Here is a 21789-nt window from a genome sequence, read left to right on the forward strand (position 1 = left end):
CCGGCAGTGCCGCGACGAGCGTGAGCACCCCGTAGACGACCGACGTGGTGATCCCCGCGCCGGCGCCCAGCCCGGCGGCGGAGAACGCCACGGCCGAGAAGCCTTCGCGCGGGCCCCAGCCGCCGACGTTGAGCGGAACCGACATCACGACCAGCGCCCCGAGCCCGAGCGTCACGAGCGTGCCCAGCGGCGCCGCCACCCCGGCGACGCGCGCCGAGAGGACGAACATCGTGACGTGCCCGGCGATCGTCACCACCGAGAGCAGCACCACGCCCGCGCCCCGGGTTCCGCCGAACGCGCGCCGCCACGCGGGCCGCAGCGTCAGTGCGGTGGCGACGGCGACAGTCGCGGCGAGCGGCACCAGCAGCGCGGTGGTCCGGCCCAGGCCCGGCAGCAGATCCGGGCGGGCCGCCACCACGAACGCCCCGGCGGCCAGCAGCACGACCTGCCCGGCGAACCGCTCCAGCGCGACGGCCCGCACCCCGCCCGTGAGGTCCCCCTCGCGGCGCCCCTGGCCCACCGCGCGCCCGACGTCGCCGAGGACCCCGGCGGGGAGGACGGAGTTCAGCAGAATGGCGCGGTAGTAGGCCGGTACCGCCGTGGTGAGCCGCAGCGGCAGGCCGAGGGCGCGGCTGACGACACACCACCGGGCGGCGGCCGTGACGGTGGTGAGGAGCCCGAGCCCCAGCGCGAGGACGACCGCGATGGGATCGACGAGCCGCAGCCCGTCGAGGAACACACTGGCACCGGCCTGCCGCACGAGCGCGACGAGAATCGCCGCTCCCGCGATCAGCCGCACCCAGGCCCACACCCGGCGCTTCCCCGAAGCCCCGTTGGGGGAGCGTGGGGCGCGCATCAGGTGGCCCCGATCGCGAGCAGGTCGGTGTGGTGCACGATCGCGCGCAGCTCGCCCGCCTCGCAGGCTTCGAGGCGGCGGCGGACGTAGTCGCGCGTGGGGAGACGCGGGTTCTGGCGCCGGGCCGCCGCCACCCAGCCGCGGAACCACTGGGTGGTCAGCTCCTGCTCGTCCGGGCCGAGGCGCCACGGGCTGGCCGCGCGGTGCACTGTCGCGCCGCGGCGGTCGAACGCCCACGTCGCGTAGGCGACCGCGTCGGGGCCCAGCAGGTCGCCGCGCCGCTGGTGGGCGTCGAAAGCGGCGGCGATCCCGGCGTCGAGCGGGTCTTCCGGCGTCAGCTCGACCCGGCCCGCCACCGACAACGTCAACAGCGCCGGGCACCCGGCCGCCGTGCAGGCGTCCGCGAGTTCATCCACTTCGGACGGAATGAGCAGGTCGAGCAGTGCCGACGTGGTCAGCAGCGAGGTCCCGCGCAGGTCGAGACCGGTGAGGTCGCCCTGCCGCGTCTCGAACGTGACGTCCGGCTCGGTCAACCAGGCGCGGTCGAGCAGGTCCGGGTCACGGTCGTGCAGGATCCAGTGCTGCGGCACCGGCAGCCGGGGAGCCAGCCAGCGCGCCATCGCCCCGGTGCCGCACCCCAGATCCCGGACGAGGATCCGGCCACCCGGGGCATCGGCATGGTTGCTCAGGAGCCGCCGGAGCGGAGCGATCAGCTCGGTCGCCCTGGCGACGGCGTCGGCCGGTTCACGCAGGGCCAGCCAGTCCGGCGCGCATCGGCTGGTGCCGGGGCCGGCGCCGTCCCATCGATTGTCTGCCACCCTCCTCTCACGGCCCGCGGCTCACCCCGGTTCACCGAGGAGCCGGTCCATGTCACCCGCGGCGTCCTCCCAGGTCGGCAGCGAAGCACGGCGCAGGCGAGCCGAGCGGCGCAGTGACGCCCGCAGACCAGGCGAACCCAGCCAGCTCCGCAAAGCCGCGGCCAGCGCGGACACGTCCCCGGGCGGGAACAGCAGTCCGGGCACCGAACCGTCCGCGGCCCGCCCCAACGCATCCTCGCCCGCCGAAGCCAGCACCGGAATCCCCCGCGCCAGTGCTTCGGTGACCACCATCCCGTATGTCTCGGACCGCGACGGCAGCACCAGCAGACCCGCCCGGCCGTACGCGCGGTCCAGTCGCGCGCCGGTGAGGGGACCAGTCAACGTCACGCGAGAAGTCAGGTCGTGCCATGCGATCAGGTCCCGCACCCGCTCGGCGAAGGCGGGGGAGCGGCGCAGCGGCCCGGCCAGCGTGCACGTCCAGTCCAGATCGGCGACCGCCGCCAGCGCCTCGACCAGCACGTCCTGCCCCTTGTGCGGCGTCAGCGACCCCACGCACAGCAGCGCATCGCCCTCGGCGAGTGGCGCGGCGTCCGTGCCGGGAACCACCACGCGCGTGGAAGCCAGCCCGTGGTGGCGCACCAGCCACTGCGCGGTCCGCGCGCTCGTGGTCACCACCGCCCACGCCGCCCGCAGCGTCTCCCGCTCCCGCGCGTCCAGCCCCGGGTCGGCACCCGTCTCCTCGCCCAGCGGCATGTGCACCAGGACCACCAGCCGCAGCCGCCGCGCGTGCGGCACCACGACCTCCGGCACCCCGCACGCGACCAGCCCGTCGAGCACCACCAGCCCGTCCGCGTGCCGCAGCGCGCGGTCCAAGGCCGCTCGCGCGGCGGCGTCCGGATGCGGCCACGACCCCGCGACCGCGACCTGCCGCACCGAACGGCCCAGCGCCGTCAGGCCCGCGACGACCCGACGGTCGTAGACGTTGCCGCCGCTGGGCAGCTCCGGATCGTCGACGTCACCCGGCAGGACGAAGAGCACGATCGTAACTCGCCCAGGCCACGTGCGATTCGTGCAGCGTCACCGAAATCCCGGACAGGCCCCGCGCGCCCGCACCGAACGCGCCTTCGTGCACCCGGTCCGCCAGCCGGTCGGCGATCACCTTCGCCAGGAACTCCGTCGAGGTGTTGAGGCCGGCGAACGCCGGATCGTCGTCGAGGTTGCGGTGGTTGAGGTCACCGAGCACGGCGCCCAGCTGCCCGGTCGCCAGGCCGATGTCGACGACGATGCCGTCCGCGTCCAGCTCCGCGCGGCGGAACGTCGCGTCCACCACGAACGTCGCGCCGTGCAATCGTTGCGCGGGACCGAAAACCTCGCCGCGGAAACTGTGGGCGACCATCATGTGGTCGCGGACGGTGACGCTGAACAAGCGATCCTCCTACGGGTAGACGACGCGGTGGCACAGCGCGGGAAGCGCGCCGGAGGCCAGGTCCGGCAGCACCGAGGGCAGGTCCTCGAACACGCACTCGCCGGTGACCAGTGTGTCGAAGGCCGGGTCGGCGAGCAGGTCCAGCGCGAGCGCGAGCCGGTCGCCGGACGTGCGCCGCGACCGCCGGGCCGGGGAAACCATCCCGACCTGGCTGCCGCGGATCGACAACCGCCGCGAGTGGAAGAACTCACCCAGCGGCACGGTCACCCGCCGGTCGCCGTACCAGCTCAGCTCGATCACCTCGCCTTCCGGCGCGAGCAGTTCCAGTGACCGCGTCAGACCGGCGTCCGTCCCGCTGGTGTGCACGACGAGGTCGCATCCGGGTTCGGCCTCGTCCGGCAGCGCGAACCCGGCACCCAGGCGGGAAGCGACCGCGGCCCGCGCCGGATCGAGGTCGACCAGCTGCACCCGCACCGCCGGGAACCGGGCGAGCAGCGCCGCGACCGCGCAGCCGACCATGCCGCCGCCGACCACCGCGATCCGGTCGCCGATCAGCGGCGCCGCGTCCCACACCGCGTTCACCGCGGTCTCGACCGTGCCGGCCAGGATCGCCCGCCCCGCCGGCACACCGTCGGGCACCACGGTCACCGCGTTCGCGGGCACCACGAACCGGGTCTGGTGCGGGAACAGGCTGAACACCGTGCGGCCCAGCAGGTCCGGCGGCCCCTGCTCGACCACGCCCACGTTGAGGTAGCCGTACTTCACCGGCCCCGGGAAGTCGCCCTCCTGGAACGGCGCGCGCATCAGTTCGTGCTGGCTTTCCGGCACCCCGCCGCGGAAGACGAGCGTCTCGGTGCCGCGGCTCACGCCCGAGAACAGCGTGCGGACCCCGGCCTCGCCCGGCCCCGGCTCGGGCACCGTGACCTGCCGGATCTCACCCACGCCGGGTGAGCTGAACCAGAACGCCCGTGCGGCACGTGTCATGGGTCAGACCTCCGGCGAAGGGAACGCGGTCGCGATGATCGTCCAGACCCAGCGTGTCACGATTCCGGCCCGCCAGGAACTGTCCGTGGCCGCGTGCGCCCTGCTCGTGCTGCTGAACACGCTCGCGATGACCGTGGGCCTGGACCCGCTGGGCTGGCTCGCCGGCGCCGGGTACGGAATGGCGCTGTGGGCGCTGCTCGCCGCCGCGTTGCGCCGCGGCGGCCGCCCGGCGCTGAGCCCGGCCGACCACGTGACCCTGACCCGCGCCACGCTCGTCGGCGGAGTCGTCGCACTGGTGGTCACCGGAATCGCGGGCCCGGTGCTCGTCGTGCTCGCGGCGGTGGCGCTCGCGCTGGACGCCGTCGACGGTCGCGTCGCCCGCCGCACCGGAACCGCCTCGCCGCTGGGCGCGCGCTTCGACATGGAGGTCGACGCCTTCCTCATCCTCGTGCTCAGCGCCGCCGCGGCGGTGTCGCTGGGGCCATGGGTGCTGGCGATCGGCCTGATGCGCTACGCGTTCGTCGCCGCCGGATGGGCGATGCCGTGGCTGCGCGGCCCGCTGCCGCCGGACCTGGCGCGCAAAGCGGTCGCCGCCGCGCAGGGCATCGCACTGGTCGTCGTGGTCGCGGACGTGCTGACCTGGTCCTGGACCGTGGCCGCCGGAGCGCTCGCGGCGCTGGGGTGGTCGTTCGGGCGGGACGTGATCCGGCTGTGGCGCACCCGGTGATCGCGCGACGGGTGGCGGACGTCCTCGCGTGCGTGCTGGTGTTCGCCGCGCTGGTCGTGCCGGGCAACCCGCACCTGCTCGGGCCGGGAGCGTTCCTGCGGATCCCGGCGGAGGCGCTGGCCGGGATCGCGCTGGTACTGGTCCTGCCCGCGCGGGCGCGCCGGATCGTGGCCGCCGTGGCGGGCGCGTTCCTCGGCGTGCTCACCCTGGTGAAGATCGCCGACATCGGGTTCTACCGCGCCTTCGACCGGCCGTTCAGCCTGGTGTTCGACTGGTCCTTCGCCGGCCCCGCGCTGAGCCTGCTCGGTGGGGCCGCGCGGGTCGCCACCGTGGCTGGGGTGGTGCTGGCCGCCATCGCCCTCGTGGCGCTGACGACGCTCGCGGCCGTGCGGTTGGCGCGCCTGGCCGCGGACCACCGCGCGACCTCGGCGCGGATCGTCGTCGTGCTCACGGCCGGCTGGATCGCGGCCGCGCTGACCGGCGCGCCACTGGCCGCGCGCACGACCGCCGCGCTGGCCTACCGTGAAGTCCGTGCCGTCGCCTCGGATCTGGCCGACCAGCGCGAGTTCGCCGCCGAAATGGCCACCGACGCCTTCCGTGACACCCCATCGGACAGACTGCTGACCTCGTTGCGGGGCAAGGACTTCCTGCTCACCTTCGTGGAGAGCTACGGACGGGTCGCCCTCGACGACCCCGGCGTCACCGCGCTCCTCGACGCCGCGACCGTCCGCCTGCGCGCCGACGGGTTCAGCGCGCGCAGCGCCTTCCTCGCATCCCCGACGAGCGGTGGGGGCAGCTGGCTCGCACACTCCACAATGGAATCCGGGCTGTGGGTGGACAACCAGCAGCGCTACTCCACGTTCACCGCCGGCGACCGGCTGACGCTCTCCGGTGCCTTCGCCCGCGCGGGCTGGCGCACCGTGAACGTCCAGCCGGAAAACGGGACCGACTGGCCCGAGGGCGCGGTCTACGGCTTCCAGAAGATCTACGACGCGCGCAACCTCGGCTACCGCGGCCCGAACTTCTCCTACGCGACGATGCCCGACCAGTTCGCGCTCGGCGCGTTCCAGCGCGCGGAGATGACGCCGGGACACCCGCCGGTGATGGCCGAACTCGATCTGGTGTCCAGCCACTGGCCGTGGGCGCCGCTACCGGCTCCGGCCGACTGGAACTCGATGGGCGACGGCTCGGCGTTCACCCCCACGGGCCCGTCGGTCGACGAGGTGTGGTCGGACCCCGCGCGCGTGCGCACCGCCTACGGTGACTCGATCGAGTACTCCTTGTCGGCGCTCGTGTCCTACGTCGAAACCTACGGCGACGACGATCTGGTGCTCGTGTTCCTCGGCGACCACCAGCCCAACACCTCCGTCACCGGTGAGGGCGCGGGCCGGGACGTGCCGGTGACGCTGGTGGCCCGCGATTCCGCCGTGCTCGGCAGGGTGGCCAGGTGGGGCTGGCACGACGGACCACGGCCGGGTCCGGACGCCCCGGTCTGGCCGATGAACGCTTTTCGCGACCGGTTCCTCGGCGCCTTCGGGCCTTGACCGCGCTGCGAGACGCGGAGTTGTCTGGAACCATTCCAGACACGGCAGTGCACGGCGAGGAGGGATTTCAGGCATGAACGAACCGAACCGGCTGTTCACCACCACCGATGCGGGAATTCCCGTCGAGAGCGACGAGCACTCCCTGACGGCGGGGCCGGGCGGCCCGATCCTCTTGCAGGACGCGTACCTCATCGAGCAGATGGCCCAGTTCAACCGCGAGCGGATTCCCGAGCGGCAGCCGCACGCGAAGGGCAGCGGCGCGTTCGGGCGGTTCGAGGTGACCGCCGACGTCAGCCGGTACACGAAGGCGGCGTTGTTCCAGCCCGGCGTGAAAACCGACCTGGTCGCCCGGTTCTCGACCGTCGCCGGGGAGCGGGGCAGCCCGGACACGTGGCGCGACCCGCGCGGCTTCGCGGTGAAGTTCTACACCAGCGAAGGCAACTACGACATGGTCGGCAACAACACGCCGGTCTTCTTCGTGAAGGATCCGATGAAGTTCCAGCACTTCATCCGGTCGCAGAAACGCCGCGCCGACAGCAACCTGCGCGACCACGACATGCAGTGGGACTTCTGGACCCTGTCCCCGGAGTCGGCGCACCAGGTGACCTGGCTGATGGGCGACCGCGGCATCCCGCGCACCTGGCGGCACATGAACGGTTACACCTCGCACACCTACATGTGGGTCAACGCGCGGGGCGAGGAGTTCTGGGTCAAATACCACTTCAAGACCGACCAGGGCATCGAGTGCTTCACGCAGCACGAGGCCGACCAGATGGCCGCCGCGGACACCGACTACCACACGCGTGACCTGTTCGAGCACATCGCGGCGGGCGATTTCCCGAGCTGGACGCTGTACGTGCAGATCATGCCGTACGAGGACGCGGCGGGCTACCGGTTCAACCCGTTCGACCTGACGAAGGTGTGGCCGCACGGCGACTACCCGCTCATCGAGGTCGGGCGGATGACGCTGGACCGCAACCCCACCGACAACCACGCGGAGATCGAACAGGCCGCGTTCCAGCCGAACAACCTGGTGCCCGGCATCGGGCCCAGCCCGGACCGCATGCTGCTGGCGCGGCTGTTCTCCTACGCCGACGCCCACCGCTACCGCATCGGCGCGAACTACCAGCAGCTGCCGGTGAACGCGCCGGTCGTGCCGGTGCACTCGTATTCCAAGGACGGCGCGATGGCCTACCGCAAGGTCACCGATCCGGTGTACGCGCCCAACTCCCACGGCGGCCCGGCCGCGGACACCGAACGCCACGGCAGCCCACCCACGTGGGAGACCGACGGGCGGATCGTGCGGTCGGCCTACGTCTCCCACGCCGAGGACGACGACTGGGGCCAGCCGGGCACGATGGTCCGCGAGGTGCTCGACGACGCGGCCCGCGACCGCTTGGTCGACAATGTGGTCGGGCATCTGCTCAACGGCGTCACCGAACCGGTGCTCCAGCGTGCCTTCGGCTACTGGCACAACATCGACGAGAACATCGGCGACCGCATCGAGGACGGCGTGCGGGCCAAGCAGGACGAGAAGGACCCGAAGGCCGCCGAGCAGGCCAACCCGGCCCGCAGCAGCATGCAGCACAAAGCCTGACGACGCGCCCGGGAGCGTGGGACTCGCGGACGGCGCGAGTCCCACCTTCCGGCGCGTGAGTTCCGCGGTCGGGGTCAGTGGGGGGCGGGTGCGGGCTCCAGCAGCAGGACCGGGATCTGCCGGTCGGTCTTCTCCTGGTACTCCGCGTAGGGCGGGAACGCCTCGACCGAGCGCTTCCACCACACCTCGCGCTCGTCGCCGGTGGCCTCGCGCGCGATCATGTCGAACACCTGCTCGCCGTCACGCACCTCGACCCGCTGATCGGCCAGCGCGTTGAGGTACCAGACCGGGTTCTTCGGCGCGCCACCCAGCGACGCCACGGCCGCGTAGACGCCGTCGTGCTCGACGCGCATCAGCGGCGCCTTGCGCAGTTTGCCCGACTTCCGGCCGACGGTGGTCAGCACGATCACCGACAGCCCCTGCATCGACACGCCCTCCGTGCCACCGGAACTCTCGATCTGCTCGACCTGCTTGCGGGAGAAGTCCATCGTGCTGGGTTCGTACTCGCCTGTCAGCGGCATGCGGCCGTCCTTTCGTCGAAGATCGTCCTCGAACAGCCGCAACGCGGTCACCGCCCCGGTGATTCCCGGATCGCGGGCTCGGCCAGGTGCTCCCGCATGAACTGTGTCAGCCAGTGCTGCGCCGGGGTGCGGGCGTGGCTGTGCCGCGTGTATACCGAGACCTGCGCGGGCTCGATGTCCATCGGCAGTTCCAGCAGCCGCACCCGGTGATCCGTCGCGAAGACCTCCGCCACCAGCCGGGGCACCATCGCGACCAGTTCACTGTCCTGCACCAGGTAGGGCAGCGTGGAAAACCGTGTCACCTCCAGCACGATCCGGTCCAGCAGGCCACGCGCCTCCAGCGCCCGCCGGGGGCCTTCGTGGCCCGCGGGCCCGAACACCGCGATGTGCCGTTCCGCCGTCAGCTCCTCCAGCGACATCCGGGTGCCGCGCAGCCGGGGGTGGCGCGCGGCGACCATGCCGACGTAGCCCTCCGAGAACAACGGGATCCGCGCCACCCGCTGCGAGGTGATCAGCGGCGAGGCCACGAACGCGTCGATCTCGCCGCGGCCGAGCTGGTCCACCGCGCTGTCCACGTCCAGTGGCCGGACCGTCAGCGTGACGCCGGGCGCCCGCGACGGCAGTGCCGCCATCAGACGCGGCAGCAGCGACACCTCGCCCAGGTCCGACAGGCACAGCGTGAACCGGGCACGCGCGGTCGCCGGATCGAACGAGTGGGCGCCGCTGACCGTGGATTCGATTTCGGCCAGCGCGTGGTGCAGCGGCGGGTACAACGCCTGCGCCGTCGTGGTCGGTACCAGCCCGCGACCGCCGCGGCGGAACAGTTCGTCGGAAAACCGGCGGCGCAGCTTCTGCAGGCTGTAGCTGACCGTCGGCTGCGTGACGTGCATCGACTCGGCGGTGGCCGTCACGCTGCGGGTTTCGTAGAGCAGCACGAAGGTCCGGACGAGGTTCAGGTCGAAGTCACGCATCATCGATCCCGTCTATGCGGCAGGCCGGCAACATTGATTGGAGCATGTCCGGGTGATCTGCCACGCTCGGGGGAACCCGCCGTCGAGGAGGACATCGCGCATGCCGACCGTCCGCGAGATCGCCCACGAGTTCCTGGAACGCCGTGGTCTCACCACGATCTTCGGCAACCCCGGCTCGAACGAGCTGCCGTTCCTGGCCGAGCTGCCGGACACCTTCGACTACGTCCTCGGCCTGCACGAGGGTGTCGTCGTCGGGATGGCCGACGGGTACGCGCAGGCCACCGGACGCCCGGTGCTGGTCAACCTGCACGCGGCCGCCGGATCGGGCAACGCGATGGGCGCGCTCACCAACTCCGTCCACTCCCGCTCACCCCTGGTGCTCACCGCGGGCCAGCAGGTGCGGTCGGCGATCGGCATGGACGCGATGCTCGCCAACCAGGACGCCACCCAGCTCATGCGCCCGCTCGTCGGCTGGGCCGGCGAACCGAGCTGCCCGGCCGACGTGCCGCGCTCGCTCGCGCAGGCCGTGTTCGAAGCCGAACTGCAGCGGCGCCCCACCTATCTGTCCGTGCCCTACGACGACTGGACCGCCGACCTCGACGACAACGCCGCCGCCACCCTCGACCGCACCGTCCGGCGCGGCCTGGCCCCCGGTCAGGGCCAGCTCGACGACCTCGCCGCCCGGTTCGCCGCCGCCCGCGACCCGGTGCTGGTGCTCGGCGGCGACGTCGACGCGCTCGGCCTGTTCGACCGCGCCGTGGCCTTCGCCGAGCACCTCGCGCTGCCGGTGTGGGTCGCGCCGTCGCCGCACCGGCTGCCCTTCCCCAACCGCCACCCGCTCTTCCGCGGCGTGCTGCCCGCCGGGATCGGCGCGGTGTCCTCCGCGCTCGCGGGGCACGACCTGGTTGTCGTGCTGGGGGCGCCGGTGTTCCGCTACCACCAGCACGTGCCCGGGCCGTTCCTGCCCGAGGGGGCCGAGCTCGTGCAGGTCACCGACGATCCCGCCGCCGCCGCCCGCGCGCCGGTGGGGGAGTCCCTGGTCGCCGGCCCCGGCCCGGTCCTCGACGGCCTGCTCGCCCGGCTGCCCGCCCGAGAACCGGGGGAGACCGCCTTCGTGCCGAACCCCGAGCCCGGCACCGGTGAGCGGGCCCTGCATCCGGAGCAGGTGTTCGCCGCGCTGCGCGACACCCAGCCCGCCGACACCAGCTACGTCGTCGAGTCCACGTCCACGAACTCGGCGTGGTGGCGCCAGATGGACCTGCGCCGTCCCGGCTCGTACTTCTGGCCCGCCGCCGGTGGTCTCGGGTTCGGGATGCCCGCGGCGGTCGGCGTGGCGATGGGCCTGCCCGGGCGGCAGGTCGTCGGGGTGATCGGTGACGGGTCGGCGAACTACGGCATCACCGCGCTGTGGACCGCGGCGCGGTACCGGGTGCCGGTGACGTTCGTGATCCTGCGCAACGGCACCTACGGCGCGCTGCGCTGGTTCGCCGGTCTGCTGGGCACCGAGGACGTGCCGGGCACCGAGATCCCGGGCATGGACTTCACGGCGATCGCCGCCGGGTACGGCGTCCCGGGGACCACCGTGTCCGATGTGGACGATCTACGGGCCCAGCTCAAGACCACACCGGCCGGACCGCGCCTGATCCAGGTCGACACCGAACTCACCACTCCCTAGTTCCCCCATCCCGCAAGGAGTACGGCAATGACGACGTCTCCCTCCCGCTCGGCCTGGACGGCGGTGCTGTGCTGGCTGACCGTCCTGATCGAGGGCTACGACCTGGTCGCGCTCGGCGCCACGATCCCCACGCTGCTCAAGGGGCACCACCTCGGGTTCACCGCCGCCGGGGCGACCGCGGTGGCCACCGTGTCGCTGGTGGGTGTCGCGGTCGGCGCGGCCGCGCTCGGCCCGCTGTCCGACCGGCTCGGACGGCGCGTGATGCTGATCGGCTCGGTGCTGCTGTTCTCGGTGTTCACGCTGGTGCTGCCGCTCGCGCCGAACGTGGCGACGTTCGGCGTGTTCCGGTTCGTGGCCGGGATCGGCCTCGGCGCGTGCATGCCGGTGGCGCTGACGGTGATGTCGGAGAACCTGCCCGCGCGGCGCCGGGCCAGCGCCAGCACGTTCACGATGACCGGCTACCACGTGGGCGCGGTGCTGACCTCGCTGCTGGCGCTGGCCGCGGTGGAGAACTGGCACGTCCTGTTCTACGGCGGCGGGATCGCGGGACTGCTCGTCGTGCCGCTGATGTGGTGGAAGCTGCCGGAGTCGGCGGCCTTCCTGGCGGCGAAGGAGCAGCCCGGCGCCGGGAAGTTCAGCCTGCGCGACCTGCTCGGCCCGAAGTTCCGGCGCATCAGCATCGCCGTGTGGACCGGATCGTTCATGGGACTGCTGCTGGTGTACGGGCTCAACACGTGGCTGCCGCAGCTGATGCGGACCGCGGGCTACCCGCTGTCGACGTCGATCACGCTGCTGCTGGTGCTCAACATCGGCGCGATCATCGGACTGGTGCTCGCGGGCACGATCGCCGACCGCTTCGGCATCCGCCCGATCGCCCGGATCTGGTTCGCCACCGGCGCGGTGCTGCTGGCGCTGCTCAGCCTGAAGATCGGCAGCAGCTTCGTGCTCAACGGGCTCGTGCTGCTGACCGGCGTGTTCGTGTTCTCCGCGCAGGTGCTCATCTACGGCTACGTCGCGCAGGCCTTCCCGGCGCAGGCCCGCGGCTCGGCGCTCGGCATGACCTCCGCGGTCGGACGTCTGGGCTCCATCCTGGGCCCGTTCGTGACCGGCGCGCTCGTCACGGCCGGTGTGGCCTACCCGTGGGGCTTCTACTTCTTCGCGGTCGTGGCGGCGCTGGGGCTGGGGGCGATCCTGTTGCTGGGCGGCGGAAAGCGCGAGGCACCGGCTCCTGAGGCGGCGGAGCTGGGGTCACCGGGCCAGGAACGGCTCCAGCACTGAGAGCAGCGCCTCCGGCCGGTCGAGCGGGATGATGTGCCCACAGTCCTCGATGACGTACGAGGTCAACTCGTCCGTGAACGGGCTCAGCTGGCGGGCGAGCGCGTCGCCGACCGGGTGCGCCCCCACCGCCAGAGTCGGGACCGTCAGCCGGTGCACCCGTGTCGCGGCTTCGAGTTGCCGGGCGCTTTCCGGGAGGGCGCGGTAGTAGGAGAACGCGCGGCGCGGCGCGGCCGGGCCCGTGCAGGCGCGGACGAACGCCTCCCGGACGGCCACCGTGGCGCAGCGTTCCCCGCACGCGCCGAGGATGCCGAGCGCGTCCTCGGCGAGGGTCGCGGCGTCGTAGCCGACCTCGGCGTCGCTGCCGGTCCAGCGCATGTCGGGGGCGAGAACCCGGTACCGTGTCGCGAGAACGCCGATGATTTCCCGCCACACCTGCCAGGTGTGTTGGAAGCCGTGGAGCAGCAACACTGCCGGGACCGCCCCGGCCATCGCCACGGTGGTCTCGATGCCGTTCGTCCGGACACGCCGCAGTTCGGCGGGCACAGCGGAACTCCTCGGTAGGTGGTTACCGGGACGGCTTCGCCACGCGCCGGGCCGAGGACACCGTGCCGCCCCACGTGCACTACCGGCTCACCGGCCTCGGCCTGTCGCTGGAGGCCGCGCTCGCCGTGGTCCGCGAGTGGGCCGAGGCACACAGGGCCGAGATCGACCGGAACCGGAGTTGAACGGCGTTCCGGGGGTGGGCCGGGAAATCGTGTCGCAACTGTGTCGAACCCGCCATTACGCAGGTAGTCCGCCAGAAAGCACCCGAAAACGCGATCTCCAGGTTGCCCGTTTCCACCCCTTCCGCAACGGTAGGTCGACCAATGATTTAGGTTTGACCCGTTCGGGTTAACGAATTCGGAAGGGAGGCCGCGCCGCTCGCGACGGCGCGTGCATATGTCTGCTGACTCTGAGTCTGAGGTCCGCGCGAGAGTTCCCGAGGAAACCGGTGTCGCCGGTCACCACCCGGACGAGCACGTCCCTCCGGTCGTCGCGGCAGACAAGCCCCCCGAGACCGACCGCACCGTCTTCGGCGTGGCCGCCGTCCTGGCGCTGGCGATCATCCTGTGGGGGATCATCTCGCCGACGAGCCTGGCCGACGTGGCGGGCACCGTGCTCAACGACGCGGTCATCCCGTACGGCGGCTGGGCGTTCGTGCTGGTGGCGAGCGGGTTCGTGGTGTTCGCCGTGACGCTGGCGATCAGCCGCTACGGTCGCATCCGGCTGGGCCAGGACGGTGAGAAGCCCGAGTTCCGGACGTCGTCGTGGATCGCGATGATGTTCAGCGCCGGCATGGGCATCGGCCTGATGTTCTTCGGCGTGTACGAGCCGGTGTCGCACCTGGCCAGTCCGCCACCGGGCACCGTCGCCCCGAACTCGGACGACGCCGTGCACACCGCGATGGCCACGACGCTGTTCCACTGGACCGTGCACCCGTGGGCGATCTACGCGGTCGTCGGCCTCGCCATCGCCTACAGCACGTTCCGCCGCGGCCGCAGCCAGCTGATCAGCTCGGTGTTCGCGCCGCTGTTCGGCAAGCGCCGCACCGAGGGCCCGCTGGGCAAGGCGATCGACGTGATGGCGATCTTCGCGACGCTGTTCGGGTCGGCCGCGTCGCTGGGCCTGGGCGCGCTGCAGGTCGGCGGCGGCATGGCCTCGGTCGGCTGGATCGACAACCCGGGCACCGGTCTGCTGGTCGCGATCATCGCGATCCTGACCGTGGCGTTCATCGCCTCGGCCGTCTCCGGCGTCGCCAAGGGCATCCAGTGGCTGTCCAACATCAACATGGTGCTGGCCGCGCTGCTCGCGGTGTTCGTGCTGGTCGTCGGCCCGACCGTGCTGATCCTCAACCTCGTTCCGAACGCGATCGGCGACTACTTCCGCGAGCTGGCCGAGATGTCGGGCCGGTCCGGCGTCACGGGTGGCGCGGAGATGCAGACCTGGTTGTCCGGGTGGACGGTCTTCTACTGGGCCTGGTGGATCTCCTGGACGCCGTTCGTCGGCATGTTCATCGCGCGCATCTCGCGCGGCCGCACGATCCGCCAGTTCATCATCGGTGTCATCGCGGTGCCGAGCGTGGTGAGCCTGATCTGGTTCGCGATCTTCGGTGGCGCGGCGATCGACAAACAACGCTCCGGCGTGGACATCGCCGGGGCCGGCAGTTCCGAATCGGCGACGTTCGAGCTGCTGCAGCACCTGCCGTGGTTCGTGCCGATGGCGGTACTGGTGATGATCCTGGTGTCGATCTTCTTCGTCTCCGGCGCCGACGCGGCCTCGGTGGTGATGGGCACGTTGTCGCAGAAGGGCGCCGTCGATCCGCACCGGAACCCGGTGATCTTCTGGGGTGTGCTGACCGGGGCGGTCGCGGCGGTGATGCTGCTCGTCGGCGGGGAGGACGGGCTCACCGGTCTGCAGAACCTCACCATTCTGGTGGCCGTGCCGTTCGTGTTCGTGATGATCGGGTTGTGCATTTCGCTCTACCGCGACCTGCGCACCGATCCGATGATCATCCGGGAACGCGAGATGCTGCGGTCGCTGGGGGAGATCCACGACGAGCGCACCGGCGAGGAGCGCAAGCACCGGCGGCTGCGGCACCGCAAGGCATGACCGGACGGGGCCACCCGGGGCGGAACCGGGTGGCCCCGTCGGCTCAGCTCAGGCCGAGCGCGTCCATCGCCTCGCCGGCCATCGCGGCCTCGCCCTGGGCGTTGGGGTGCACGACGACCGGGTTGCTGCCCTGCAGGACCGGCTCGATCCACCGCACGTCCGGCGCCTGGCAGGCGTCGTGGCCCTCGGAGGCCTCCGACATGTCGACATAGGTGACACCGGTCGCCTCGGCCGCGCGGCCCACCGCGTCGTTGAGCGTCGCCTGGAGGCCGCGCAGGTAGGGGACGTCGCCGTCCGCGACGGGCATCTTGTCGAAACAGCCGGTCGTGGCGGGCAGGATCCACGGGTATCCGAGGATCGCGACGTCGGCGGCGGGTGCCTTGTCCCGCACCGCTTCCAGTGCGCTCACGAGTGCCGGGTAGGTCGTGTCGCGGATGGTGTCCTCGAAGTAGGAGCCGTAGATGTCGTGGCAGGGGCTGCCCTGGCCGAGCGCCAGGATGCCGGCGCTGCCGCAGGCCAGGATGGCGCTGATGAACACGCCGCTGTCGTTGCCGCCGATGGTCATGGTGACCACGTCGGTGTCCGCGCCCAGGGCGTCCACCTGCGGCGGCACGCCCGGGTACTGGGCGGCGGTGAAGTGCCTGGTCTCCGCGGCGCCGCACGTCACGTCCGTCAGGCTCGCGCCGGTCTCGGCGGCGATGACGTGCGGGTAGTTGAGGCTCGACCGCAGGCACAGGGGCGAGGCGTCCGGATCGGAGGGCTGGACACCGGAGGCGGCGCTGTAGGAATCGCCCAGTGCCACGTACTCCAGGGAGTCGGCGTGGGCGGCGGGTGCGGCGGACAGGACCGCGGCGACGGTGGTGACGGTGGCGGCGAGGGTGGCGCCGAGACGGCGAGGCGGCATTGCTTGACTCCCGGGCTTCGTTGACGGGACACCGATACCTACTGGCGAGTAGGTACGCTGATCGTGGGGGAACGGCGCGTTCTTGTCAATGCCCGGCTCCTGCCACGGGTTGTCCCGGGCTGTCCCGCGGGTTCACCGGCTGTTCGCCGGGATGGAGCACGCTGGGCCGGGACACGTCCGGGACGGAGGAGCGGTATGGAGTTCAGGCATCTCGTGTCGTTCCTGGCGATCGCCGACGAGCTGCACTTCGGCCGCGCCGCCGCCCGGTTGCACCTGACCCAGCCCTCGCTGAGCCAGCAGCTGCAACGGCTCGAACGCACCCTCGGCGTCGAGCTGGTCGCGCGCACCTCCCACGACGTGCGGCTGACCTCGGCGGGCCGCGCCTTCGAGGTCGAGGCGCGCGCGATCGTCGCCCGCGTCGAGAAGGCCGCCCAGTCGGCGCGGGAGGCCGCCGCCGGGCGCACCGGCACCGTCAGCGTCGGTTACAACTTCCCCGCGGGCCGGCACATCCTGCCCGCGACACTGACCAGGATGCACGCCGAGCACCCCGGCGTGACCGTGAAACTGGCGGAGCGGCGCACCGGACCGCAGCTGGCCGCCCTCGCCGACGGCACGCTGGACGTCGCGCTCGTCTACGGCCGCCCGGTCACCGGCGGATTCCGGTACCGGCGCCTGCTGCGCCTGCCGATGGTCGCCGTCGTCGGAGCAGGCCACGAATGGGCGGGCCTGCCGGGCGTGCCGTTCGCGGAGCTGGCGCGGCAGTCGTGCATCCTCTTCGACCGCGACCAGTGCCCGGCGATGTATGACGCGATCCTCGCGGCCGCGGAACGCACCGGCATCCGCCTGACCGTGGCGCAGGTGGTCGACGACCCGGCCGGGACGGGGATCCTGGTGTCGGTGACGCCGCTCGTCGGGTTCGCCTCCGCCTCGCGGGGCATGTTCGCCGGGTCCGTGCCCGGCGGGGTCCGGCCGGTGCGGCTCTTCGACCCGGTCCCGGCGATCGACCTGTACGCCGTGTGGCGCGACGCGCACACCACCCCGTTGCAGGAGGCTTTCCTCGACTGCCTCGAGACGGCCGGCCCGTTCCGGGTACCCGCGCCGTAACGCCGCCCGGACCACTGGCGACAAGCTCATCGACCCGTCGCCGTCCCGATCGGAGCGACCCGATGCCAGGGTCCGGCCCGCCTGGACGTGCCTCGGCGGGGTGCTGATCGGCGCGCCGCGGCCGCGGCGCCCGCCTGCCACAACGCGCCGCTCGAAGGAGCCCCGTTCTACGTGCAGACCACCGAGCAGGGCGTGAACACGCGTGGCGGCGCGGGCAGGCAGTTCGAGCAGGTGGGCCGCTTTCCCCCCCGTCCCGCACGGTCGGCATCGACGGCTACTGCCTTGGCGAACCGCCCGGCGACCTCACGCCGGCGCCGCATCTGCCCGACCGCCGCTGGCTCCGGGTGCACGGGCTGGCCGGCCAGTACGTCCCGGCGGCGTTCGTCGGCTTCCAGGGCGGCGAAGCACCCCTGGGCGAACCCGAGGGCACCTGTCCCGGCGCCCTGCCCGCCGAGCAGGACGCCCGCACCTACGTGCAGGCGGGCCAGTCCAGCGATCGCCACCGTTTCCCGGTCGCCTGCGACCTCGGCGCGGTCAACCCGTTCCCGTCCGGCGCGACCGGCGACGCCTGGCTCGCCGCCGCGGTGTGCTTCGCGGGCAACGCCCCGCAGAACGGCTCCGCGCGGATTGCCGACGTCACGATCACCGACGGCAGGGCGGTCGCGGCGATCCCGGTCACGAAGTTCGTTCCGGACGATATCCGTACCCACCTCGAAGAAGTGGCCTGCGCCCGCTCCGTGGCGCCGTCCGGGTGATCGCCCACCTCAGGGGCGGTAGCGGGCCCGGATGTGGAAACGCTCTCCCTGGGGTCCGAGGATGCTCAGGAACTCCACGGGCCGCGCGTCGGCGTTGCCGAACCAGTGGGGGAGGTGGGTGTCGAACTCGGCGACCTCTCCCGCGGCGAGCACGAGGTCCTCCTCGCCCAGCACGACGCGCAACCGTCCATTCAGGACGTACAGCCAGTGGTAGCCCTCGTGGGAACGCGGGTCCGGTTCACGGTCGTTCGCCCCGGCGGGCAGGATCTGCTTGAACGCCTGCAACCCGCCGGGTTTGCGCGTCAACGGTACGACCGTCATGCCGTGCCGGGTGAACGGACGGGGGTAGACCCGCGGATCGCCGCTGGCCGGGGCGCCGACCAGCTCGTCCAGCGGCACCTGGTGCGCCCGTGCCAGGGGGAGCAGGAGTTCCAGGCCCGGTTTGCGCTGCCCGGATTCCAGTCGGGACAAGGTGCTGACCGGGATCCCGGTGCTCTCCGACAGGGCGGCCAGCGTGGCCCCGCTGCGGCGGCGCAGCTCGCGCAGGCGCGGGCCGACTGCGGCCAGTACGGCGTCGAAGTCTTCGGTCATGCCTCCACTGTGCCCGCGGTTTTGCGGTTTCCGCACAGAACTTTGTCAACCCGGCTCCGCGCGATAGGCAGTGCCGATCGTCCGTTCGGTCCTGTCCGCGCGGACCTGCGGGCGAGGCCGGGCGGCGGTCATGCTGAGGAGCGGTTACGGCAGATCGGAGAGGTCCATGCAGCTCACTGTTCTCGGGTGCCGGTCGGGGATGCCCGCCGCCGGGTCACCCAGCTCCGGCTACCTCGTGGAGACCGGGCGGACCCGCCTGTTGCTCGACTGCGGCCCGGGCATCGCGACCGCGTTGTCCGCGTCGGCGGGGCCGCTGGACGGTGTGGTGATCACCCACCTGCACCTGGACCACTGCCACGATCTGCTGCCGCTGGGCAAGTCGCTGCTCCGGCCGTTGCTGCGCTTCCCGGGCGCGCCCGAGCCCGGCGGCGAGTTCGAACGGGTGCCGCTGCTCGTCCCGGCCGGGGCGAAGGAGCTGTTCGAGCGGTGGGCGCTGCTGTTCCCGATCTCGTCGATGCCGGTGCTGAACCGGGCCTTCGAGGTGGCCTTCGACGTGCGCGAGTACGAGCCGGGGGAGCGGTTCGAGCTCGGTGACTGCGTCATCGAGCTGCACGGGCTGGTGCACGCCAGCCCCAACTGCGGGATCCGCGTGTCGCACGGTGATCGCACACTGGCCTACACCGGTGACACCGGTATGACCGACGCGCTGGTGAAGCTGGCGGCGAACGCCGACGTCCTCCTGAGCGAGGCGACGCTGCGTGAGGCCGACCAGACTGACCACGGCCACCTCAGCGCCGCCGAGGCAGGCCGGGTGGCCGCGGCCGCCGGGGCGGGGGAGCTGGTGCTGACCCACTTCGTCTCCACGGACCCCGCGTGGCTGCACGGCCTGCTGACCGAGGCGACCGCGGAGTTCGACGGCCCGGTCCGCCTGGCCGAACCCGGGATGCGGATCTAGAGCAGCCCCGCGGCGCGGAAGAGGCGGTCGTAGATCTCGCGGATCACGTCCTGCTTGCGCGCGTTGTAGTCCATCACGCGCCCGCCGCCGGGGACCGCGGCCCGTTTGGCGTTCTCGTAGCGCTCGCGGTCGGCGGGAGAGGTGCGCAGCCAGTCGCGGAACATGCGGTGCCGGATGGTTTCCGGGCAGTCCGGTCCGAACACGTGCAGGTTGACGCGTGGCCGCTCCAGCCGCAGGCAGCGGTGCTCGTGGAACGAGGGCTCGCGGACGGTGAGGTCGTAGCCGAGCCGTTCGAGCGGGGGCAGGTAGGTGTCCTCGTCCCGCGGATCGGCGACGGTGAGGTCGATGTCGATGACGTCCTTCGCCGCGAGGCCGGGGACCGACGTGGAGCCCACGTGCGCGAGGTCCAGCACCGCGTCGCCGAGCGCCCCGCGGATCGCGGCCGCGACGGTCTCGTAGCGGTGCGGCCAGTCCGGGTCGTAGCCGACGATGACCACCGTCTCGGGCGCGGGCGGGCCGTGCACCCACGGGTTCTCGTCCGGGTCCGGGTCGTGGTGACGGGTGATCTCCTCGTTCGTGGGCACCGTCGAACGCTACCGCTCGCGCCTTGTCTGCTCTATATTCAGAGAATGGTGAAACTGGATCGGGTGCTCAGCCGTCCGGGCGCCGAGATCTCCTTCACGGACACGGCGCGGACGGGACCGGCGGTGGTGCTCACGCATGGGGCCGGTGTCGACCACGCGATGTTCGACGCGCAGATCGCCGTGCTGAGGGCACGGGGTTTCCGCGTGATCGCGTGGGACCTGCGGGGACACGGAGCGTCGGCGCTCGCCAGGGGCACCAGGTTCACGGCCGCCGACGCGCTCGGCGATCTCACGGCGCTGCTGGACGCGTGCCAGGTCGACGGGGCCGTGCTCGTGGGACATTCTCTCGGTGGCAACCTCGCGCAGGCGTTCACGCGCGATCACGCGGACCGGGTGCGGGGCCTCGTCGTGATGGACTCGACCTGGAACGCCGGCCCGCTGTCGGGGTTCGAGCGCTTCGCGCTGCGGCTCGCGGCTCCCGCGCTCGCCGTCATCCCCGCCCGCACACTTCCCGGTCGCATGGCGCGGGCGTCGGCGGTGTCCCCGGCCGCGATCGCCCGGACCGAAGCGGTCTTCGCGCGCATGCCCAAGGACAGGTTCCTCGACGTGTGGAGAGCCACCGTGTCGTTCGTCGAGCCGGATCCCGGCTACCGGTCGCCGGTGCCGCTCGCGCTGGTGCGGGGCGCACGGGATCGCACGGGCAACATCGCCACCGCGATGCCCCGCTGGGCCGCCGTCGAAGGCGTCACCGAGCACGTCATCCCGGGCGCGGGCCACATCGTGTCCCTGGACGCACCCGACGCCACCTCGGATGTGCTGGTGCGAACTCTCGACGAGTGGGGCGTCACGGCAACGGATCGGCGAGGAGTGCCCGGATGAGTCCCGGCGAGCAGCAGTTCGTGAACGCGATGGGCGACACCCTCGCCACCTGGAACCTTCCGCGCGCGACCGGGCGCGTGTACGGGTACCTGCTGTTGCGAGGCGACGCGTCGAGTTCGGAGCGGCTGCGCGCCGATCTGTCCCTCAGCTCCGGTGCGGTGAGCACGGCGATCCGTGAGCTGGTCTCGTGGGGCCTGGCCCGCACCCTTCCGCAGCCGGGGAGCCGGCGTCTGCTCGTCGAGGCCGCGGGCGGCTTCGAACAGCTCCTCGCCGCGAGCCACGAACGGATCCGGACGTTCATCCGCACACTCCAGGCCGCGGAACAGCTGACCGGGGACGCCCACGCCACGCGCCGCCTCCACGAGGTCATGGATCTGTTCCGGACCTACGTCGAGGCGGGCGAAGAAGTCCTGCGTGGACGCGGGCGGGCCTGACCCGGGAACCCGGCGGTCAGTTCTTCGCCTGGTACGCCTCGATGACCTCGGACGGGATGCGGCCGCGATCGGAGATGTCGAAACCGTTGTCGCGCGCCCAGGCCCGCACCGCGGCGTTCTGCTCACGGTCCGATTTGGACGGGCTCGCGGGCGCCGCGGCCGCCGTGCGGGCCGTGTTGCCGTTCGTGGCGCGGCGTTTGCGGCCGCCGGTCCGGCGGGCATGCCCGACGAACTGGGCCAGGGTGTCGCGCAACTCCGCCGCGTTGTCGTCGGACAGATCGATTTCGTAGCTGACCCCGTCGAGCGCGAACTCGACCGTCTCGTCGGCCTCGGAACCATCCAGATCGTCCACCAAGGACACCACTACTGACCGCGCCATGTCTCCCGCCCGTGCTCGCCAACTTCGGATTCCGCTGGTTTTCGAGTGGAACGTAGCACGTCAATTTCGTCGGAGTGACCGCCGCCGTCCTCGTCGGCGCGCCGCGGCCGACCGGCTGCGCACACCTGGCGCTTGACGTGGCTCAGTTCACCCGCCTA

Annotated in this window: 23 protein-coding genes and 1 pseudogene; 12 read left to right on the top strand and 12 right to left on the bottom strand. The window is 72.0% G+C overall.

All coding sequences use genetic code 11. The features are described 5' to 3' along the window. Positions 1 to 16 precede the first annotated feature (16 nt). The 5 genes and pseudogenes from HNR02_RS23005 to HNR02_RS23025 form a co-directional block, all read right to left on the bottom strand. Positions 17 to 856: pseudogene (locus tag HNR02_RS23005) on the bottom strand (lysylphosphatidylglycerol synthase domain-containing protein); the annotation flags it as partial. Continuing rightward, positions 856 to 1674 carry a class I SAM-dependent methyltransferase gene (locus tag HNR02_RS23010; protein WP_179775199.1) on the bottom strand — a complete coding sequence of 273 codons (819 nt, stop codon included), beginning with the start codon at positions 1672 to 1674 and terminating at the stop codon, positions 856 to 858. The gene HNR02_RS23010 and the pseudogene HNR02_RS23005, both read right to left, overlap by 1 nt. Positions 1675 to 1695: 21 nt before the next feature. Continuing rightward, positions 1696 to 2712, bottom strand: a complete 1017-nt coding sequence (locus HNR02_RS23015; protein WP_179775200.1) for a glycosyltransferase family 4 protein — start codon at positions 2710 to 2712, stop codon at positions 1696 to 1698. After that, on the bottom strand, positions 2690 to 3100 hold the full coding sequence (locus tag HNR02_RS23020) for a 6-pyruvoyl trahydropterin synthase family protein (protein WP_179775201.1): 411 nt from the start codon (positions 3098 to 3100) through the stop codon (positions 2690 to 2692). The genes HNR02_RS23015 and HNR02_RS23020 overlap by 23 nt, the downstream gene beginning before the upstream one ends. A gap of 9 nt (positions 3101 to 3109) precedes the next feature. Beyond that, on the bottom strand, positions 3110 to 4084 hold the full coding sequence (locus HNR02_RS23025) for a zinc-dependent alcohol dehydrogenase (RefSeq protein ID WP_179775202.1): 975 nt from the start codon (positions 4082 to 4084) through the stop codon (positions 3110 to 3112). A 34-nt stretch (positions 4085 to 4118) separates the two neighbouring features. Here HNR02_RS23025 and HNR02_RS23030 point away from each other — a divergent pair, with 34 nt between their 5' ends. From HNR02_RS23030 to HNR02_RS23040, 3 genes are all read left to right on the top strand, one after another. Beyond that, on the top strand, positions 4119 to 4811 hold the full coding sequence (locus HNR02_RS23030) for a CDP-alcohol phosphatidyltransferase family protein (RefSeq protein WP_179776073.1): 693 nt from the start codon (positions 4119 to 4121) through the stop codon (positions 4809 to 4811). Then, entirely contained in the window at positions 4796 to 6355 is a 1560-nt protein-coding gene (locus tag HNR02_RS23035; protein WP_179775203.1) for a sulfatase-like hydrolase/transferase, read from the top strand. The genes HNR02_RS23030 and HNR02_RS23035 overlap by 16 nt, the downstream gene beginning before the upstream one ends. Before the next feature lie 73 nt (positions 6356 to 6428). Further along, the gene (locus HNR02_RS23040; RefSeq protein WP_179775204.1) at positions 6429 to 7952 is read left to right on the top strand and encodes a catalase; all 1524 of its coding nucleotides are present in this window, start codon (positions 6429 to 6431) and stop codon (positions 7950 to 7952) included. Between the two features lie 74 nt (positions 7953 to 8026). Here HNR02_RS23040 and HNR02_RS23045 read toward each other — a convergent pair whose 3' ends face one another. Then, positions 8027 to 8473: a nitroreductase family deazaflavin-dependent oxidoreductase gene (locus HNR02_RS23045; RefSeq protein ID WP_179775205.1), complete on the bottom strand. Its 447-nt coding sequence runs from the start codon at positions 8471 to 8473 to the stop codon at positions 8027 to 8029. 47 nt (positions 8474 to 8520) lie between these two features. Further along, positions 8521 to 9447, bottom strand: coding sequence for a LysR family transcriptional regulator (locus tag HNR02_RS23050; protein WP_246338620.1), 927 nt, complete (start codon positions 9445 to 9447; stop codon positions 8521 to 8523). Between the two features lie 97 nt (positions 9448 to 9544). Between HNR02_RS23050 and mdlC the strand changes: the two genes are divergently transcribed. After that, positions 9545 to 11119 carry a benzoylformate decarboxylase gene (mdlC, locus tag HNR02_RS23055; protein WP_179775206.1) on the top strand — a complete coding sequence of 525 codons (1575 nt, stop codon included), beginning with the start codon at positions 9545 to 9547 and terminating at the stop codon, positions 11117 to 11119. Positions 11120 to 11146: 27 nt separating this feature from the next. Beyond that, positions 11147 to 12397 carry an MFS transporter gene (locus HNR02_RS23060; protein ID WP_179775207.1) on the top strand — a complete coding sequence of 417 codons (1251 nt, stop codon included), beginning with the start codon at positions 11147 to 11149 and terminating at the stop codon, positions 12395 to 12397. On the opposite strand, the gene HNR02_RS23065 is transcribed toward HNR02_RS23060, so the two are convergent. Then, positions 12368 to 12940: an alpha/beta fold hydrolase gene (locus tag HNR02_RS23065; protein ID WP_179775208.1), complete on the bottom strand. Its 573-nt coding sequence runs from the start codon at positions 12938 to 12940 to the stop codon at positions 12368 to 12370. The two genes, HNR02_RS23060 and HNR02_RS23065, sit on opposite strands and share 30 nt — an antisense overlap. 62 nt (positions 12941 to 13002) lie before the next feature. On the opposite strand from HNR02_RS23065, the gene HNR02_RS36960 reads away from it, so the two are divergent. Next, positions 13003 to 13122 carry a winged helix-turn-helix transcriptional regulator gene (locus HNR02_RS36960; protein ID WP_446680329.1) on the top strand — a complete coding sequence of 40 codons (120 nt, stop codon included), beginning with the start codon at positions 13003 to 13005 and terminating at the stop codon, positions 13120 to 13122. A 214-nt stretch (positions 13123 to 13336) separates the two neighbouring features. Continuing rightward, on the top strand, positions 13337 to 15046 hold the full coding sequence (locus tag HNR02_RS23075; protein WP_179775209.1) for a BCCT family transporter: 1710 nt from the start codon (positions 13337 to 13339) through the stop codon (positions 15044 to 15046). Between the two features lie 43 nt (positions 15047 to 15089). On the opposite strand, the gene HNR02_RS23080 is transcribed toward HNR02_RS23075, so the two are convergent. Then, entirely contained in the window at positions 15090 to 15950 is an 861-nt protein-coding gene (locus tag HNR02_RS23080) for an SGNH/GDSL hydrolase family protein (RefSeq protein WP_179775210.1), read from the bottom strand. A 195-nt stretch (positions 15951 to 16145) separates the two neighbouring features. Here HNR02_RS23080 and HNR02_RS23085 point away from each other — a divergent pair, with 195 nt between their 5' ends. Both HNR02_RS23085 and HNR02_RS23090 read left to right on the top strand, forming a co-directional pair. Continuing rightward, the gene (locus HNR02_RS23085) at positions 16146 to 17054 is read left to right on the top strand and encodes a LysR family transcriptional regulator (RefSeq protein WP_179775211.1); all 909 of its coding nucleotides are present in this window, start codon (positions 16146 to 16148) and stop codon (positions 17052 to 17054) included. A gap of 344 nt (positions 17055 to 17398) precedes the next feature. Next, positions 17399 to 17809, top strand: a complete 411-nt coding sequence (locus tag HNR02_RS23090; protein WP_179775212.1) for a hypothetical protein — start codon at positions 17399 to 17401, stop codon at positions 17807 to 17809. 9 nt (positions 17810 to 17818) lie between these two features. Here the strand turns inward: HNR02_RS23090 and HNR02_RS23095 are convergent, their stop codons facing one another. After that, positions 17819 to 18400 carry a helix-turn-helix domain-containing protein gene (locus HNR02_RS23095; protein WP_179775213.1) on the bottom strand — a complete coding sequence of 194 codons (582 nt, stop codon included), beginning with the start codon at positions 18398 to 18400 and terminating at the stop codon, positions 17819 to 17821. A gap of 166 nt (positions 18401 to 18566) precedes the next feature. Between HNR02_RS23095 and HNR02_RS23100 the strand changes: the two genes are divergently transcribed. Continuing rightward, positions 18567 to 19355 carry an MBL fold metallo-hydrolase gene (locus HNR02_RS23100; protein ID WP_179775214.1) on the top strand — a complete coding sequence of 263 codons (789 nt, stop codon included), beginning with the start codon at positions 18567 to 18569 and terminating at the stop codon, positions 19353 to 19355. Here the strand turns inward: HNR02_RS23100 and HNR02_RS23105 are convergent. Beyond that, on the bottom strand, positions 19352 to 19939 hold the full coding sequence (locus HNR02_RS23105) for a GrpB family protein (RefSeq protein ID WP_179775215.1): 588 nt from the start codon (positions 19937 to 19939) through the stop codon (positions 19352 to 19354). The two genes, HNR02_RS23100 and HNR02_RS23105, sit on opposite strands and share 4 nt — an antisense overlap. A gap of 45 nt (positions 19940 to 19984) precedes the next feature. Here HNR02_RS23105 and HNR02_RS23110 point away from each other — a divergent pair, with 45 nt between their 5' ends. Further along, positions 19985 to 20818, top strand: a complete 834-nt coding sequence (locus HNR02_RS23110) for an alpha/beta fold hydrolase (protein ID WP_179775216.1) — start codon at positions 19985 to 19987, stop codon at positions 20816 to 20818. Beyond that, positions 20815 to 21252 carry a GbsR/MarR family transcriptional regulator gene (locus HNR02_RS23115; RefSeq protein WP_179775217.1) on the top strand — a complete coding sequence of 146 codons (438 nt, stop codon included), beginning with the start codon at positions 20815 to 20817 and terminating at the stop codon, positions 21250 to 21252. Before HNR02_RS23110 ends, HNR02_RS23115 begins: the two co-directional genes overlap by 4 nt. A gap of 16 nt (positions 21253 to 21268) precedes the next feature. Here HNR02_RS23115 and HNR02_RS23120 read toward each other — a convergent pair whose 3' ends face one another. Further along, positions 21269 to 21631, bottom strand: coding sequence for a histone-like nucleoid-structuring protein Lsr2 (locus HNR02_RS23120; RefSeq protein WP_179775218.1), 363 nt, complete (start codon positions 21629 to 21631; stop codon positions 21269 to 21271). Positions 21632 to 21789 lie beyond the last annotated feature (158 nt).

The organism is Amycolatopsis endophytica (assembly GCF_013410405.1).
Classification (GTDB): Bacteria; Actinomycetota; Actinomycetes; order Mycobacteriales; family Pseudonocardiaceae; genus Amycolatopsis_E; species Amycolatopsis_E endophytica.

Excerpts from the sequence above, each read along its gene's own strand:
- HNR02_RS23025 (WP_179775202.1), bottom strand. The coding sequence starts at position 4,084 with ATGACACGTGCCGCACGGGCGTTCTGGTTCAGCTCACCCGGCGTGGGT.
- HNR02_RS23030 (WP_179776073.1), top strand. The coding sequence starts at position 4,119 with ATGATCGTCCAGACCCAGCGTGTCACGATTCCGGCCCGCCAGGAACTG.
- HNR02_RS23040 (WP_179775204.1), top strand. The coding sequence starts at position 6,429 with ATGAACGAACCGAACCGGCTGTTCACCACCACCGATGCGGGAATTCCC.
- HNR02_RS23045 (WP_179775205.1), bottom strand. The coding sequence starts at position 8,473 with ATGCCGCTGACAGGCGAGTACGAACCCAGCACGATGGACTTCTCCCGC.
- HNR02_RS23050 (WP_246338620.1), bottom strand. The coding sequence starts at position 9,447 with ATGATGCGTGACTTCGACCTGAACCTCGTCCGGACCTTCGTGCTGCTC.
- mdlC (WP_179775206.1), top strand. The coding sequence starts at position 9,545 with ATGCCGACCGTCCGCGAGATCGCCCACGAGTTCCTGGAACGCCGTGGT.
- HNR02_RS23060 (WP_179775207.1), top strand. The coding sequence starts at position 11,147 with ATGACGACGTCTCCCTCCCGCTCGGCCTGGACGGCGGTGCTGTGCTGG.
- HNR02_RS23075 (WP_179775209.1), top strand. The coding sequence starts at position 13,337 with ATGTCTGCTGACTCTGAGTCTGAGGTCCGCGCGAGAGTTCCCGAGGAA.
- HNR02_RS23080 (WP_179775210.1), bottom strand. The coding sequence starts at position 15,950 with ATGCCGCCTCGCCGTCTCGGCGCCACCCTCGCCGCCACCGTCACCACC.
- HNR02_RS23085 (WP_179775211.1), top strand. The coding sequence starts at position 16,146 with ATGGAGTTCAGGCATCTCGTGTCGTTCCTGGCGATCGCCGACGAGCTG.
- HNR02_RS23095 (WP_179775213.1), bottom strand. The coding sequence starts at position 18,400 with ATGACCGAAGACTTCGACGCCGTACTGGCCGCAGTCGGCCCGCGCCTG.
- HNR02_RS23100 (WP_179775214.1), top strand. The coding sequence starts at position 18,567 with ATGCAGCTCACTGTTCTCGGGTGCCGGTCGGGGATGCCCGCCGCCGGG.
- HNR02_RS23110 (WP_179775216.1), top strand. The coding sequence starts at position 19,985 with ATGGTGAAACTGGATCGGGTGCTCAGCCGTCCGGGCGCCGAGATCTCC.
- HNR02_RS23115 (WP_179775217.1), top strand. The coding sequence starts at position 20,815 with ATGAGTCCCGGCGAGCAGCAGTTCGTGAACGCGATGGGCGACACCCTC.
- HNR02_RS23120 (WP_179775218.1), bottom strand. The coding sequence starts at position 21,631 with ATGGCGCGGTCAGTAGTGGTGTCCTTGGTGGACGATCTGGATGGTTCC.